The following is a 15,234-nucleotide window of genomic DNA, read 5'->3' as shown; positions in this document are numbered from 1 at the left end:
AAGGCTTTGAATATGCGAATACTCGCTCCTTCTCATCTGCCAGGCCGAAACTGACCTGCTGGAATTAGCACCTGACCAAAACGGCTGGTTGCTGAAGCTTCGACGGGCCAGTCCCTCAGCTTCTCTTGATAAGAATTTGTTATTCAGTTGTTTGAATAATTTAAAACATCATACCGTTAAATGTGAAATACGTCAATAGCCGAAATGTGATAGAATAGGCATATGAAGAAAAAAGTAGAAGGTGAATAGGTTGAGGATTTTCAAATTTACTGTCCCCATCGCACTCCTTGTTGCCGGAATTTCATGGGTTTATCTTAATAAAAACTTTCAGGAAGTGCCCGGAATGACCCGAATTTGGATTACGATAGGCGCCGCCATTTTAAGTGGAATCATCTCTCATTTTTTATTTCCGAAACATGAAGATAAAGAACGATAAACGTCGAATCGATAGCGAAATGCTGTCGGTTTTTTTATGCCTTAATCATTAGTTAACTGAAATAGAAATGAGGTTGACATAAAATGAGTTAACTTTTATTCTATTGGAGATAACATAATATATGAGGTGGATTATGACAACAGTTACAGTGAAATCGAAAAGCGGCATGAGCGCACTCAGTCTCGTTTATTGTGGAATGTTTGCCGCATTAATGATGATCGGGGCGAATATAACTTCGTTTGTACCGTTCCTTGTAGTCGGTGGGGTGCCGATTACACTTCAGACCTTCTTTGCGATAATGGCAGGACTTCTTCTTGGTAGCCGACTTGGTGCGACTGCGATGACAGTGTATATGGTCGTCGGTTTGGCTGGTGCGCCGATTTTCTCGAAATTCCAAGGGGGGTTCGGCTTTGTTTTAATTCCGACTTTCGGCTTCGTCGTTTCTTTCATTTTTGTAGCGTATGTAGTAGGGAAAATTGTTGAAAAGAATGGCAGTTTGCGGAGCTATGTCGTAGCGGCGCTTGTCGGGCTAATCGTGAATTACGTTATTGGTACGAATTGGATGTACTTTGCGTATAAGTTTTGGGCTGCTGCTCCTGACGCTTTCAGTTATGCGGTTGCTTGGGCATGGATGGTGCCGCCACTGCCAAAAGACATTTTGCTGTCGGTTCTTGCAGGAATCTTCGGGCATCGGATGTACAAAGTGCTAAAAGTGAGGCGCTCCATATAATGTGAAAAGGGCAATCCTTCAAGTTGATCAATCTCAACTTAGTGGATGGTCCTTTTTCATTGAAGTCGGCTGTCATAAGGAAAAGTCTTCTTGCTGCATGAAATAGTCCGTGACGGAGATTGATTCCTCAAAAGGTATGGCGTCAATCGTTTCAAGCATTTCTTCAAACTGATCTTCTGTAACCGCTGAAATATTCATGTTCGTTATTTTTGCAGGAAGTCGATGTTTCTGGATGATGTCAATCCATTCGTTCAATGAATTCTCACTGATGATGACTGTTTCGTTGTACTTGATCTTGCCGCTGTCCTCATTGTATCGATACAGGAGGCGCGCTCCGACATAGTCGTTTTTTCTACCCTTGAACCCTGGATTTGTCCAAAGGCCGATGAGCAAATCGGTTATTTGGTCATATCGGAACGAGACGGATTCTGTTTCTCCCGTCCACTCGTTTATAAAATAAATCGTATAGCCATCTGCTGTCTCCACTTTTTTGAAGGTTGTTGGACCTTTTTGAGAGGGCAACAATAGAAGTTTGACGAACAACCAGCCGATGAACAATGCGATGCTGCCGAATAGCAACGTAATGAACCAATCGCCATCAGGAAGCATTCGAAAAAATAAATACAAGACGCCCGCTCCGATAGCTCCGATCACCGACTGAACGACTACGTAATAAAATTTCTTCACCGACGTCATTTTACGAGCTGGCCCTTCAGGCGGAAATAAGTTCTTCTGCATGGATTCAACTCCTTTCCTTAATGTCTATTACGATGTGATGTAGAGAAAGGATTCAAAATAGAATCGTGAAAAATGAATCGTTTTCCGTGCTCATTCGTATAGTAGGGGAGGTTGTCTTCTAAGAAATGAGTGATCACATGATAAATTTACTTCTATTTTCAATTGTCGCGGGTATCGTTTCTGCGATGATTATGGTTCCGCTTACGTCAACGACTAAAGAAGGGGGACCTGCCTTCAATCGGATTGGAGCCCTGTCTTCAACAGTCGTTCTAATGGCGGTTATCACTTTCGCGTTTTATTACCTTACGAATATAGATAGAAATTGGACGTCATTGTGGGCGTTATTTCTTCTTGTCACCATTGCGGGCGTCGTGTTCGCAACCGGGAAGGAACGCAGCTTTAAAATCGTCCTTGCATTAGTAGCGTTAGCAGGGAGTGCATTCATTCTCACCGCGCCGTTCTTCAATGCCAATCAAAAATACAAAGCGGTGGAAATGGAGCAACAAGTGGAAATCAAAGCGTTCGACGAAACGAAGACACCGGCAAGTGTACCCCCACAATTCGCTCGGAATAAAATGAAAAAAGCATTCGGTCAAGTGCCGAATACGAGCTATTATGAGCTTGGTAATCTACAAATCCAAAAGGTGAATGAGGAGTTTGTCTATATCGCACCAGTCGAGTTTTCGGGCTTCTTCAAGTGGATAAACGGGAAGACGACGCCGGGCTATTTCACAATGAGCGCAACCGATTCGGCTGATAATCCGAAGTTCGTGAAAACGGAAATGGCGTATACACCATCTTCCTACTTCCACAAACAAGTGGAGCGCCATATGCGGATGACAGCACCGAACCTTATCTTTTACGGGGATGTGCAACTTGAAATCGATGATGATGGAAAGCCGCATTATATCCGTTCGTACGGTAACTTCATCTCTGCGAGGAATGGATTCGATGTGCAAGGGATTGTCATGGTAGATCCAGGCACAGGGGAAGTGAATCAATATTCGCTTTCGGAAGTTCCTGAATTCGTCGATGGTGCAGTTTCACCTGAAGCGGTCAGCCTCCAGAACAGCTATTTTGGAAAATACGTACACGGATTTTGGAACTCAATCGTCGGGAAGAAGGACGTAAAGCTTCCTTCAGATGAAGGGACGGAAGCGAATGTCAGCCCAGTATTCGATGAAAACGGGCATATGTATTACTTCACTGATTTCACAAGTCCGAAAGAAGGAGTTGACTCGATGCTCGGCTATGCATTGACGGATGGCCGCACGGGAGAGGCGACGTATTATACGGGTAATCTTGAAGAGTCGTACATGGACTCACAAGGGGCGCTTCAAATTATTGAGAAGAAATTCATTGAGAAGAAATGGACCGGTGAAATGCCGGTGCTCTATAACTTTTACGGAGAAGCGAGTTGGCTGACGCCGGTTCTTGACTCGAACGGCTTCTTGCAAAACTACTTCATCGTCTCGGCAGCAAACCCGGAAATCTCCGTCTTTGCCAATTCACCGAACGAAGCACTGAGATTATACAAAACAGCATTGCAACGAGGCGGAAGCACAGTCGACGGCAACTCGAACGCTGAGGAAGGGAAAACTTCGGTCACTGTCGAGCGCGTCTACAAGGAACGTGTAGGGGATGCCACGATTGTTTCGATCCTTGCCAACAACGGACGGAACTACATCGTCTCAACCGAATCCGTCCCACTAGCAATCTACATCCAAGAAGGCGACCGCCTCGCCATCACTTATTACGAAACAGGCGAGCTCTTCCTGCCGGTTAAGGAAATGAAGAACATGACAATTGAATAAAAAATGAGCAGCCTCCGGATTTCCAGGGGTTGCTCAGCCTGTTGACAAACGCTCGCATCCGTTGTTGCTCGTGTCGCTCGTCCGCTCATGAACTTAAGTTCTATTCGCGTCTTCGCTCCACTTCGCGCCTAGGCTGACAAGCGTTTTCAATCAGGCTGAGGGAAATCTCAATTTATCGGCTTTTCCATAAAATTGGTATAGACAAAGTCAAAAACGACTTTGTCTACACTCCGGGCAGCCTCCGAATCTCCGGGGGCTGCTTTTATGTTCTCGTCGATACAAAAACTACCTTTTCGTATCAATTATCGTCAAACATTCCATGTTAATTATAAGAGTTTGTTTAAAAGGACAGACTGCTCGGGGTGAGAATAACGACTGTTTGCCTCAATCGTTTCCATCTGCCCTTTCAAACAAAACTCGTGAAGAGGAAAAAGAGGTCAGACAAAATCCTCAACTACCTTATTACCCTGTTTTTTAATTCCTAAACATAAAACAATCATATTATGCGGAAATTACGAGTGGGATTTATGAGTAAGACATACTTTGCAGTTGGTGCAGAGTTGCTTGAAGTGAAAGCACGTAGACTCCTGCGAAAGCCGTCACGAAGAACGGCTTTTGCGAGTAAAAGCGAAGCGTTACGAGCACATCATTGCCTTGCCGTCACGAAGAACGGCTTTTGCGAGTAAAAGCGAAGCGTTACGAGCACATCATTGCCTTGCCGTCACGAAGAACGGCTTTTGCGAGTAAAAGCGAAGCGTTACGAGCAGGATGCCTTAATTTCTGCAAAGTTCGCAGAAATACGGCAAATCGAACCCTTCGCTGTTCGATTGGCTGAAGCGACGCCCGCGGAAAGCGAAGTGCTGAAACGGAAAGCAACTGCCCCGCTATCAAGTGAACGATAAATTGCATTTCAATTGCGTGCACGATGTATTTTCATGTACAATTAAGTCAAAGATAGTCAAAGTCAGTGACTTAGTAACGGATGAAAAGAGGTGACATCATGCGAAACATTTCCGACATTATTGAAGGGTATTTAAAGGCGATTATCGAAAAAGAAGATAGTGGGGCAGTGGAAATCAAACGAAGTGAAGTGGCGGAGAAATTTCAATGCGTCCCATCGCAAATCAATTACGTCATTAACACACGATTCACCGTTGAACGTGGATATGCCGTCGAATCCAAACGGGGAGGCGGGGGATATATCCGCATTTATCGCGTCCAGACAAATTCGCATAAAGAATTAATCGAACATATTTTAGAAGGAATCCAACAAGGCGCAACCTACTCGATGGCAGAGGGCATCGTCTACAGACTATTGAAAGAGGATGTCATTTCGGAGAGGGAATCGAGACTCATCCTCGCTGCGGTCGACCGGACAACATTGCACTACCCGGTGCCCGAGCGCGACATAATCAGGGCACGGATCTTGCAGGCGATGCTCAAAACCCTCATCTACAAGCAGCTTGAATAGAATTCAACGAATACGAGGTGCAGATTATGCAATGCGACAATTGCAAAGAACGGCCGGCTACCGTGATTTTTACTCAAGGAAGCATGGGCGAAACTACGGAACGTCATCTTTGTGAGAAATGCGCGTTCCAAACACAAATGTTTCAATTCGACCCGAGTCAGGAACCGTTGTCGATTCAACAATTCCTTTCTCATTGGTTCGGCGGGAGCGAATCGGTTCAGCCTTTCCAACAGTCGAGGGAAAGCAAAACGGAAGGGCCAAAATGCCCTGACTGCCAATTGACGTTCAAGAAATTCCTCGACATCGGCAAATTCGGTTGTTCGACTTGCTACGACTCGTTCCGAGACTACTTGCCACGTATTTTTAGTAAACTCCATAACGGACATACGACGCATGTCGGAAAATTGCCGGAGTCCTTCAACGAACGGTTTGCCTTGAAAAAGAAAATCGAGGAAATTCGATTGAAAATGCAAGAGGCCATCGAGACGGAACGTTTTGAGGATGCGGCCGCATTAAGGGACGAAGCGAATGCGTTGAAGGAACGTTTGACGGAATGTGGCAATGGAGGTGCAGGCAGCGATGTCAATCAATAAATTCATGAGAGCCAACGTTACAGGGTGGATGACGTCTCATGGAGAGCATTCGGATATCGTCATGTCAACGAGAATCCGATTGGCCCGCAATTTACGGGGATATCGATTCCCGATTGCGTTCACGACTGACGAGGCGCAAAGAGTCGACTCGCAAGTTGCGGCCGCCTTGCTTACTTCCGACGGAAAAGGGTATGCCTATATGAAGATGTCTGAACTACCGGCGCTTGAACGGCAAGTGCTCGTAGAGAAGCATTTGGTCAGTCCGCAATTGACGGACGTCAAACGCCATGGGGCGGTCATCTTATCGGAAGACGAGACGTTGAGCATCATGGTGAACGAAGAGGATCATATCCGCATTCAATGCATCTATCCAGGCTTCCAGCTGGAAAGTGCCTATGAGCATGCGGACTCCGTTGATAACTATTTAGAAAATAAACTTCCCTATGCCTTCGACGAGGATTACGGCTACTTGACAAGCTGTCCTTCAAATACGGGTACGGGAATGCGAGCGTCAGTGATGATGCACTTGCCTGCATTGACAATTACAAAGCAGATCGAGCGAATCATCCCTGCGATATCCAGGCTTGGTATGGTCGTTAGAGGCAGCTACGGGGAAGGAACGGAAGCGCCGGGCAATATTTATCAAGTTTCAAATCAGACAACTTTGGGCAAACCGGAGAAAGAGATCCTTTCTGATTTGAAAAATGTGGCGTTGCGGCTTATTGCGCATGAAAGACGTTCACGTGAAATTCTCCTTTCCAAATCCCGTATTGCACTGGAAAACAAATTATTCCGTTCACTCGGCACGATTTCATACGCAAGATTGCTACCTTCGGGGGAAGCGGCCCGCTGTTTATCGGACGTCCGTCTCGGCATCGATCTCGGCATTATCGAAGATGTAGACATGTCCATCTTGAATGAATTGATGATTTTCATGCAGCCAGGTTTTCTTCAACAATATGCCGGCTCAGAATTAACGGCAGAGGAACGGGATATATTCCGAGCGAATCTGTTCCGGGAGCGTTTGCGGTCGGAGCAGCAATCTAAAGAAAAAAACAAAGAAGAATGAGCAATTTTTTTGCAAGGGAATATTCGATTCATTATACTTACGTCAAAGATGGTCAAAGTCAATTTGTTTTGATTGGATTGCTTCAACGTCCATTGGAATAGAGTAAGAGGAACTCCTATTCCATTCTTTCATCAGTATGGAATAGGGATAGACGTTATTATAGAAGGAGAGGAAAGTATATGATGTTCAATCGTTTTACACAGCGGGCTCAAAAAGTCCTTCAGCTTGCACAAGAAGAAGCGATCAGATTAAAACATGAATCCATCGGCACTGAGCATATTTTATTGGGACTCATACGAGAAGGCGGCGGCATCGCTGCGAAAGCATTGGAAGCGATCGACGTCAGCTTCGAAACGATTGAAAAAGGGGTGGAAAGCCTCGTCGGTTCCGGATCGAAAGAAGTCGGGCCGATTGTGCATTACACGCCAAGAGCAAAAAAAGTCATTGAGCTTTCTGTCGATGAATCACGTAAACTAGGCCATTCCTATATCGGCACTGAGCATATTTTGTTGGCGCTCATCCGTGAAGGGGAAGGTGTCGCGGCTCGCGTATTGAATAATGCCGGTGTCAGCTTGAACCGTGCGAGACAGCAAGTCCTGCAATTGCTCGGAAGCAATGATAACTCCGTCGGCACGCAAGGAACTTCATCCTCCGCTTCGACGCCAACGCTCGACAGCCTTGCTCGCGATTTGACTGAAGTGGCACGTGAAGGAACGCTTGACCCGGTCATCGGCCGCAGCAAGGAAATTACTCGCGTCATTGAAGTGTTGGCACGCCGTACGAAGAACAACCCTGTGTTGATCGGGGAGCCGGGTGTCGGTAAAACTGCCATTGCTGAAGGGCTTGCACTTCAAATCGTCAATAATGAAGTACCTGAAATTCTCCGCGATAAACGCGTTATGACGCTCGATATGGGGACAGTCGTCGCCGGAACGAAATACCGTGGTGAATTCGAGGATCGCATGAAAAAAGTGATGGAAGAAATCCGTCAAGCAGGCAATATTATTCTATTCATTGATGAATTGCATACGTTGATCGGAGCTGGCGGAGCTGAAGGAGCGATCGATGCTTCGAATATTTTGAAGCCGTCTCTAGCACGTGGAGAATTGCAATGCATCGGTGCTACAACACTTGATGAATACCGTAAATATATCGAGAAAGATGCGGCGCTCGAAAGACGTTTCCAACCGATCCAAGTCGACGAACCGACTGTGGAAGAAACGATTTTGATCATTAAAGGCTTACGCGATCGATATGAGGCGCATCACCGTGTGAAAATTACGGATGAAGCAATCGAGGCAGCGGCAAAAATGTCGGATCGGTACATTTCAGATCGTTTCTTACCGGATAAAGCGATCGACTTGATCGATGAAGCGGGATCAAAAGTACGTCTACGCTCCTATACGACGCCTCCAAATTTGAAGGAGCTCGAAGCGAAACTAGAGGCGATCCGCCACGAAAAGAATGCCGCGGTGCAAAGCCAGGAATTCGAAAAGGCTGCTTCATTCCGCGATAAAGAGCAGAAAATGAAAGAAGAGCTCGAAACAACGAAGACAGAATGGAAAGAGAAACAAGGGAAAAAGGAATCGGAAGTGACAGTAAACGACATTGCAGAAGTTGTCGCGATGTGGACTGGAATTCCGGTTGCCAAAATCGCGGAAACCGAAACCGCAAAACTGTTGAACATGGAAGAGCTTCTGCATGAACGTGTCATCGGGCAAAAAGAAGCGGTAACCGCCATTTCTAGGGCGATTCGAAGAGCGCGTGCAGGATTGAAGGATCCGAAGCGTCCAATTGGTTCTTTCATTTTCCTCGGACCTACAGGTGTCGGGAAAACCGAGCTTGCAAGAGCGCTAGCGGAAGCGATGTTCGGAGACGAAGATGCGATGATTCGAATTGACATGTCCGAGTATATGGAAAAACATGCGACATCACGTCTTGTCGGTTCACCTCCTGGATATGTCGGTTACGATGAAGGCGGGCAGTTGACCGAAAAAGTTCGCAGAAAGCCGTACTCCGTCGTCTTACTCGATGAAATTGAAAAGGCGCATCCGGATGTCTTCAATATTCTCTTGCAAGTTCTTGAGGATGGAAGATTGACGGATTCAAAAGGTCGCACGGTAGATTTCCGTAACACGGTCGTTATTATGACGTCAAACGTCGGAGCGGAAACATTGAAGAAAAATCGTTATGTCGGTTTCAATTTGAATGATGGAGATCAGGATTACGAAGGCATGAAATCGAATATGCTAGATGCTTTGAAAAAAGCATTCCGTCCTGAGTTCTTGAACCGTGTTGATGAAATGATCGTCTTCCACTCGCTAGAGAAGGAGCACTTGAGAGAAATCGTTTCCCTCATGTCGAACGAGTTGACGAAGCGTCTAGCGGAGCAGGATATTACGCTCGAATTGACTGATGAGGCGAAAATGAAAATTTCTGAAGAAGGTTACGATCCGGATTACGGTGCACGTCCGTTGCGCCGCGCTTTGCAAAAGCATGTTGAAGACCGTCTATCGGAAGAGCTGTTGAGCGGAACGGTTCTGACTGGCGGCAAAGTTATTGTCGATGTAGAGGATGGCGAGTTCGTAGTGAAAACGGATCGCGTTCCAGTAGCAGAAAAACAATAATAGGATGGCCCTCCCGTAGAGTTTGCTATCTACGCGGGTGGGCTGTCCTTTTCGTATATGGAGGTAAAGATGGCGAAGAAGAAAACGAAGTTCATGTGCAGGGACTGTGGCTATGAATCGCCGAAGTGGATGGGTAGATGTCCTGGCTGCGGTCAATGGAATACGATGGATGAGGAAGTTGAGATTGTCAGCAAAGGTCCACGCGGTGCTTTCCAGCATACAGAAACTGTTCAACAAAAAGCAATGCCGATCAGTTCGATCGAAACGATGGAAGAGCCGAGAGTTAAAACAGAGCTCGAGGAACTGAACCGGGTGCTCGGTGGTGGAATTGTCCCCGGCTCGCTCGTGTTGATCGGAGGAGATCCGGGCATCGGAAAATCGACGCTGCTTTTGCAAGTATCGTCACTCCTTGCGAATCAAAAACAGCGTGTCCTGTACATATCAGGCGAGGAGTCCATCAGACAAACGAAGCTGCGTGCCGAACGTCTCGGTGTTGCATCTGACGAGCTGTTCATCTACGCAGAAACGGATCTTGCGAGAATTCATGAGACGATCAATGACGTAAAACCAAGGTTTGTCATTGCCGACTCCATCCAGACGATTCACCATCCCGAAGTGACTTCGGCACCGGGAAGTGTATCGCAAGTACGGGAATGTACAGCAGAACTGATGAGAATTGCAAAGACGCAAAATATCGCTATTTTCATCGTCGGACATGTGACAAAAGACGGACAAATTGCAGGTCCGCGCCTCCTCGAGCATATGGTGGATACTGTCCTCTATTTTGAAGGGGAGCGTCACCATACGTACCGGATCTTGCGTAGTGTAAAAAACCGCTTTGGTTCAACGAATGAAATCGCGATCTTCGAAATGCTGCAGTCGGGGTTGAAGGAAGTACTGAACCCGTCCGAATTATTCCTGCGAGAAAGGTCGCAAGGCGGTGCGGGGTCGACTGTTGTAGCTTCGATGGAAGGGACCCGACCGATCCTCGTTGAAATCCAGGCACTTGTGACACCGTCGAGTTTTAACTATCCAAAGCGGATGGCGACCGGAATTGATCAGAACCGCGTCTCCCTTCTCATGGCCGTTCTTGAGAAACGGATGGGGATGCTTCTGCAAGCGCAAGACGCCTATATTAAAGTCGCTGGCGGCGTAAAGCTTGACGAGCCTGCAATCGATTTGGCGGTCCTCGTAAGTATCGTTTCCAGTTACCGGGACGCTGCTGCGGGAGCGACAGACTGCTTCATTGGAGAAGTCGGGCTGACGGGTGAGGTGCGCCGCGTTTCCCGAATTGAACAGCGCGTGACGGAGGCGGCGAAACTCGGCTTTGAAAAGGCGGTGATTCCATCCTCGAATATCGGCGGTTGGGATTTTCCGGAAGGGATTCAAGTCGTCGGTGTCGAAACGATAAGTGAAGCATTAAACATTGCATTTTCGTAAAAAGTGCATAGTAGCATGTATGGGATGGGTATGGTAAATAGGGTGGGACTTTCGTAGGAAGTCCCAATTTCCCGATTTTACTTATCTCGGAACTTCAGCGCTGTTGTAGTTGTCCTATACTTGTCTGCAAACAATCGGATTTGATTGTTTAGAACAGTGTAGTGAATGGAAAAGGTGTATAGTTAAAGTAACGAAATGGAGGTGTTCAACATGTTAAAAAGAGTGGTTCAATTTGGATTGCTGCTAATCGGAGGAACGCTCGGCGTATTATTTTTACCGTATTTATTCACTTTATCTTCTTTTACTTCAAAGCCGATGATCGACAATCCTTACGTAGCTGCTGTCCTAGGAGCGATTGTGCTATATTTGTTAAGCCTTTTCATTGCGGACCCAATCGTGAATTTTATTAAATGGATGGAAGACCGCCTGCTGAAGGCGCCGATTTTCGATTTGTTGTTCGGAACCATTGGTTTGATGGTAGGATTGCTTGTTGCTTTTCTTGCCAGTTTCGGACTAAGCGCACTTGAAATTCCGTTTATTACTTCAGTGCTGCCAGTTGTGCTTTCCATTCTTCTCGGATATCTCGGTTTCCAAGTCGGATTCAAAAAACGTGAGGAGTTTTCTCAAGCGGTTTTCGCTGCAAAGAATGCTAATCCGAAAAAGAAGGATGGTGCGGAAGCTGCGAATCTTCCGGAGGATGCTAAGTTCCATAAGATATTAGATACGAGCGTCATCATTGATGGAAGGATTGCGGATATCGCTTCAACCGGCTTCTTGGAAGGGGTTCTCGTCGTCCCGCAATTTGTGTTGACAGAGCTTCAGCATATTGCGGATTCATCCGATTCACTGAAGCGTACGAAAGGAAGACGCGGTCTGGATGTGTTAAAGCGGTTGCAGACGGATGACGGACCGAGTATTTTGATTACAGACGAAGATTTCGCGGATGTTGCGGAAGTCGACTTGAAACTTGTCCGTCTAGCGAAAAGCATGAATGGTCTCGTTATGACAAATGATTTTAATTTAAACAAAGTGGCAGACTTGCATGGTGTTGCCGTATTGAACATCAATGATTTGGCGAATGCGGTGAAGCCTGTCGTCATCCCTGGCGAGGAGATGCATGTCGTCGTCATTAAGGACGGGAAAGAGCATAATCAAGGCGTTGCCTATTTAGACGATGGGACGATGATCGTCATTGAAGATGGCAGAAACCATATCGGCAATGCAATCGATGTCATCGTTACGAGCGTCTTGCAAACTTCTGCAGGTCGGATGATCTTCGCGAAGCCGAAGAACGGCAAAACCGCCAAAGCTTATTGATGAAGAAAGCCGAGGAACGATGATGAACACATATACAGTCATGCTCCCTGCAGCGGGGAGAGGCCGGCGTATGGGTGCCGGATTCAACAAGCTGTTTTTAGAAATGGCGGGCAAGCCGATTCTCATGCATACGTTGGATGTATTTGAACAAGATCCAGCTTGCTCGGGTATGATTCTTTCCATCAAAGGGGAAGAAAAGCAGGAAATTGAAGAGATGCTGCACCGTTTCGGCATTACGAAAGTGGTGGCACTCGTCGAAGGCGGGGCGGAGAGGCAGCAAAGTGTGGCAGCTTGCATCCGTGCGCATCAGTCGGGAGGAATCGTTCTCGTGCATGATGCGGCAAGGCCTTTCATTAAACGGGATGTGATCCATGAGCTTGTCGACGTTGCTCAAAGGTTTGGTGCCGCAATTGCAGGTGTCCAAGTGAAGGATACGATGAAATTTGCGCCAGACGGTCTCGTTGAAGAAACAGTAGATCGATCGAAGCTTTGGGCAATCCAAACGCCACAAGCATTCCGCTATGAACTTCTGAAGGAAGCGTCTGAGAAAGCCGAAGCGGAAGGGTTCCTCGGGACGGATGAATCGATGATCGTGGAACGGCTCGGTCATCCAGTGAGAGTTGTAGAAAGTACGTATGATAATGTTAAAATGACGACGAAGGAGGACCTGCTATTTGGCGAGGTCCTCTTGAAACAGAGACAGCAGGAGGATTTCTCATGATTCGTATAGGACAAGGGTTTGATGTACATCAGTTTGAAGAAGGGCGGCCATTGATTATCGGCGGCATTACGATTCCATATGAAAAAGGATTGACGGGGCATTCCGATGCGGATGTCCTCTTGCATACAGTGACCGATGCAGCGCTTGGTGCAATCGGGGAAGGGGATATCGGCAGACACTTCCCAGATACCGATGAGGCTTTCAAAGATGCGGATTCAGCGGTGCTCCTTCAAAAAGTGTGGGAAATCGTAGAGTCGAAAGGATACCGTTTAGGCAATGTCGATTGCACGATCATGGCACAAAAGCCTAAAATGGCGCCGCATATCGAAACAATCCGTGCCCGCATCGCACAATTGTTGAATGCGGATGTAGCACAAGTGAACGTTAAGGCGACGACGACTGAAAAGCTTGGATTCGTCGGTAGGGAAGAAGGGATCGCTTCGATGGCGACAATCCTTCTCCTGAAAGATGGAGTCCTTTCAAATTGAACGCAGCAATGATAAAATGACACTTGAATTTATCAAGAACGGAGATGCACTCACATGACAACAGAAGTACGTGTACGTTATGCGCCGAGCCCGACCGGCCATTTACATATCGGCGGAGCCCGGACAGCATTGTTCAATTACCTATTCGCGCGCCATCACGGCGGTAAATTCATCATCCGCATCGAAGATACCGACACGGAGCGGAATATTGAGGCGGGGGAACTGTCCCAGCTTGATAATTTGAAATGGCTCGGCATTCATCATGACGAGTCCGTCGATGTCGGTGGGGAATACGGTCCTTACCGCCAAACGGAACGCCTTGATCTGTATACGAAATATGCACAGGAAATGCTGGACAAAGGCCATGCCTATAAATGTTTCTGTACGCCTGAGGAACTGGAGGCGGAGCGTGAAAAGCAGAAGGCTTCCGGCATTGCTGCACCAATGTATGCGGGTACTTGCCGCAATCTGACAGCTGAAGAAGTTGCTGAAAAGGAAGCTGCGGGCATGCCGTATACGATACGGATGCGTGTCCCTGAAAACGTTACGTATACAGTGGATGATTTAGTCCGCGGGGAAGTGACGTTCGAATCGAAGGATGTCGGCGATTGGGTGCTCGTCAAAGCGAACGGCATTCCGACTTACAATTTCGCGGTCGTAATTGACGATCATCTTATGAAAATTTCGCATGTCTTCCGTGGCGAAGAGCATTTGACGAATACACCTAAACAATTGATGGTGTACGATGTGTTCGGATGGGAATACCCACGTTTCGGGCATATGACGTTAATTGTCAATGAAGAGCGAAAGAAGCTGTCGAAACGAGACGAATCGATTATCCAATTCATTTCCCAATACAAGGATCTCGGCTATCTGCCGGAAGCGATGTTCAACTTCTTTGCACTGCTCGGTTGGTCTCCGGGTGGGGAAGAAGAGATCTTCACACATGATGAACTGGTCAAGCTTTTCGACGAAAGCCGACTTTCCAAATCGCCATCCATGTTCGACAAGCAGAAACTGACTTGGATGAACAATCAATACGTGAAGAAGCTTAGCTTGGATGAAGTGATCGAATTAACGTTGCCTCATCTGCAGGCGGCAGGGCGAGTTAGCAAAGAGATGACGGAGGCGGAACGCGACTGGGTGCACAAATTAATCGCCCTCTATCAAGCGCAATTAAGCTACGGTGCAGAAATTGTCGAATTGACCGCCCAATTCTTCAACGATGATATTGAATATGATGAACAATCCAAGGAAGTCCTTGCTGGGGAACAAGTGCCTGAGGTGATGGCGTCGTTCCAACGCAAATTGACGGAGCTTGAATCATTTGATGCCGCTTCGATCAAAGCGGCGATCAAAGAGGTGCAAAAGGAAACGGGCCATAAAGGGAAGAACTTGTTCATGCCGATCCGCGTTGTCGCAACCGGACAGACGCACGGCCCTGAATTGCCGGATTCTATTGCATTGATCGGTAAGGAAAAGACAATCGAGCGTGTGTCGAAATTCGCGCAGTCTTAATTCAGCCGATGTCACTCACTTCCGTACGTGGAGGAATGAAGGTCGAAACACCTTCGATTAAGTGGGAGGTCAAACCCTGTCTGAATTAAGTCAGCCTCCGGCGGATGTCACAGATTTTTAAGGGAGTTTATCGAGCGAGCTCGATAAAAATCTGGACGCAATTTCGCCTAGGCGAAATTGATTCTAGTTGACTTTAGGCATTATCGATGTACAATTGACGTACATTGGAATAAAGAATTGAAAGCTTTGATAAGGAGAAGTATACATCGCAT

At 46.9% G+C, this 15,234-nt stretch carries 14 protein-coding genes, 1 riboswitch and 1 other annotated feature (1 of these 16 only partly in view); of the genes, 13 read left to right on the top strand and 1 reads right to left on the bottom strand.

The window, feature by feature from the left end; translation table 11 throughout:
- Positions 1–29 precede the first annotated feature (29 nt).
- Positions 30–135, bottom strand: a riboswitch (SAM riboswitch).
- 434 nt (positions 136–569) lie between these two features.
- Positions 570–1,166 (top strand): biotin transporter BioY, encoded by a 597-nt coding sequence (locus MHZ92_RS04310; protein WP_239430297.1) that lies wholly within the window; start codon positions 570–572, stop codon positions 1,164–1,166.
- A gap of 72 nt (positions 1,167–1,238) precedes the next feature.
- On the opposite strand, the gene MHZ92_RS04305 is transcribed toward MHZ92_RS04310, so the two are convergent.
- On the bottom strand, positions 1,239–1,904 hold the full coding sequence (locus MHZ92_RS04305; protein WP_239430296.1) for a hypothetical protein: 666 nt from the start codon (positions 1,902–1,904) through the stop codon (positions 1,239–1,241).
- Positions 1,905–2,041: 137 nt separating this feature from the next.
- On the opposite strand from MHZ92_RS04305, the gene MHZ92_RS04300 reads away from it, so the two are divergent.
- From MHZ92_RS04300 to gltX, 12 genes are all read left to right on the top strand, one after another.
- Complete coding sequence (locus tag MHZ92_RS04300; RefSeq protein ID WP_239430501.1) at positions 2,042–3,718, top strand: hypothetical protein; 1,677 nt, start codon at positions 2,042–2,044, stop codon at positions 3,716–3,718.
- 527 nt (positions 3,719–4,245) lie between these two features.
- Positions 4,246–4,404, top strand: a complete 159-nt coding sequence (locus tag MHZ92_RS04295; RefSeq protein WP_239430295.1) for a hypothetical protein — start codon at positions 4,246–4,248, stop codon at positions 4,402–4,404.
- A gap of 51 nt (positions 4,405–4,455) precedes the next feature.
- Positions 4,456–4,620, top strand: coding sequence for a hypothetical protein (locus MHZ92_RS04290; RefSeq protein ID WP_239430294.1), 165 nt, complete (start codon positions 4,456–4,458; stop codon positions 4,618–4,620).
- Between the two features lie 98 nt (positions 4,621–4,718).
- Positions 4,719–5,189 carry a CtsR family transcriptional regulator gene (locus MHZ92_RS04285; protein ID WP_239430293.1) on the top strand — a complete coding sequence of 157 codons (471 nt, stop codon included), beginning with the start codon at positions 4,719–4,721 and terminating at the stop codon, positions 5,187–5,189.
- Between the two features lie 137 nt (positions 5,190–5,326).
- The gene (locus MHZ92_RS04280) at positions 5,327–5,782 is read left to right on the top strand and encodes a UvrB/UvrC motif-containing protein (protein WP_239430292.1); all 456 of its coding nucleotides are present in this window, start codon (positions 5,327–5,329) and stop codon (positions 5,780–5,782) included.
- Positions 5,769–6,851, top strand: coding sequence for a protein arginine kinase (locus MHZ92_RS04275; protein ID WP_239430291.1), 1,083 nt, complete (start codon positions 5,769–5,771; stop codon positions 6,849–6,851). The genes MHZ92_RS04280 and MHZ92_RS04275 overlap by 14 nt, the downstream gene beginning before the upstream one ends.
- Positions 6,852–7,030: 179 nt before the next feature.
- Positions 7,031–9,478: an ATP-dependent protease ATP-binding subunit ClpC gene (gene clpC, locus MHZ92_RS04270; protein WP_239430290.1), complete on the top strand. Its 2,448-nt coding sequence runs from the start codon at positions 7,031–7,033 to the stop codon at positions 9,476–9,478.
- A 69-nt stretch (positions 9,479–9,547) separates the two neighbouring features.
- Positions 9,548–10,918, top strand: a complete 1,371-nt coding sequence (gene radA, locus MHZ92_RS04265; RefSeq protein WP_239430289.1) for a DNA repair protein RadA — start codon at positions 9,548–9,550, stop codon at positions 10,916–10,918.
- A gap of 210 nt (positions 10,919–11,128) precedes the next feature.
- Positions 11,129–12,235 (top strand): PIN/TRAM domain-containing protein, encoded by a 1,107-nt coding sequence (locus MHZ92_RS04260; protein ID WP_239430288.1) that lies wholly within the window; start codon positions 11,129–11,131, stop codon positions 12,233–12,235.
- A 22-nt stretch (positions 12,236–12,257) separates the two neighbouring features.
- Positions 12,258–12,956, top strand: coding sequence for a 2-C-methyl-D-erythritol 4-phosphate cytidylyltransferase (gene ispD, locus MHZ92_RS04255; protein ID WP_239430287.1), 699 nt, complete (start codon positions 12,258–12,260; stop codon positions 12,954–12,956).
- Complete coding sequence (gene ispF / locus MHZ92_RS04250) at positions 12,953–13,444, top strand: 2-C-methyl-D-erythritol 2,4-cyclodiphosphate synthase (protein WP_239430286.1); 492 nt, start codon at positions 12,953–12,955, stop codon at positions 13,442–13,444. The genes ispD and ispF overlap by 4 nt, the downstream gene beginning before the upstream one ends.
- A 54-nt stretch (positions 13,445–13,498) precedes the next feature.
- Complete coding sequence (gene gltX / locus MHZ92_RS04245) at positions 13,499–14,962, top strand: glutamate--tRNA ligase (RefSeq protein WP_239430285.1); 1,464 nt, start codon at positions 13,499–13,501, stop codon at positions 14,960–14,962.
- Positions 14,963–15,199: 237 nt separating this feature from the next.
- Positions 15,200–15,234, top strand: a binding site (T-box leader); it runs 184 nt beyond the window's last position.

The organism is Sporosarcina sp. ACRSL, from assembly GCF_022346605.1.
GTDB lineage: Bacteria > Bacillota > Bacilli > Bacillales_A > Planococcaceae > Sporosarcina.
This window is presented reverse-complemented; position numbering and strand designations above follow the sequence as displayed.

Excerpts from the sequence above, each read along its gene's own strand:
- ispF (WP_239430286.1), top strand. The coding sequence starts at position 12,953 with ATGATTCGTATAGGACAAGGGTTTGATGTACATCAGTTTGAAGAAGGG.
- ispD (WP_239430287.1), top strand. The coding sequence starts at position 12,258 with ATGAACACATATACAGTCATGCTCCCTGCAGCGGGGAGAGGCCGGCGT.
- clpC (WP_239430290.1), top strand. The coding sequence starts at position 7,031 with ATGATGTTCAATCGTTTTACACAGCGGGCTCAAAAAGTCCTTCAGCTT.
- MHZ92_RS04295 (WP_239430295.1), top strand. The coding sequence starts at position 4,246 with ATGAGTAAGACATACTTTGCAGTTGGTGCAGAGTTGCTTGAAGTGAAA.
- radA (WP_239430289.1), top strand. The coding sequence starts at position 9,548 with ATGGCGAAGAAGAAAACGAAGTTCATGTGCAGGGACTGTGGCTATGAA.
- MHZ92_RS04310 (WP_239430297.1), top strand. The coding sequence starts at position 570 with ATGACAACAGTTACAGTGAAATCGAAAAGCGGCATGAGCGCACTCAGT.
- MHZ92_RS04280 (WP_239430292.1), top strand. The coding sequence starts at position 5,327 with ATGTTTCAATTCGACCCGAGTCAGGAACCGTTGTCGATTCAACAATTC.
- MHZ92_RS04260 (WP_239430288.1), top strand. The coding sequence starts at position 11,129 with ATGTTAAAAAGAGTGGTTCAATTTGGATTGCTGCTAATCGGAGGAACG.
- MHZ92_RS04305 (WP_239430296.1), bottom strand. The coding sequence starts at position 1,904 with ATGCAGAAGAACTTATTTCCGCCTGAAGGGCCAGCTCGTAAAATGACG.
- MHZ92_RS04300 (WP_239430501.1), top strand. The coding sequence starts at position 2,042 with ATGATAAATTTACTTCTATTTTCAATTGTCGCGGGTATCGTTTCTGCG.
- MHZ92_RS04285 (WP_239430293.1), top strand. The coding sequence starts at position 4,719 with ATGCGAAACATTTCCGACATTATTGAAGGGTATTTAAAGGCGATTATC.
- gltX (WP_239430285.1), top strand. The coding sequence starts at position 13,499 with ATGACAACAGAAGTACGTGTACGTTATGCGCCGAGCCCGACCGGCCAT.
- MHZ92_RS04275 (WP_239430291.1), top strand. The coding sequence starts at position 5,769 with ATGTCAATCAATAAATTCATGAGAGCCAACGTTACAGGGTGGATGACG.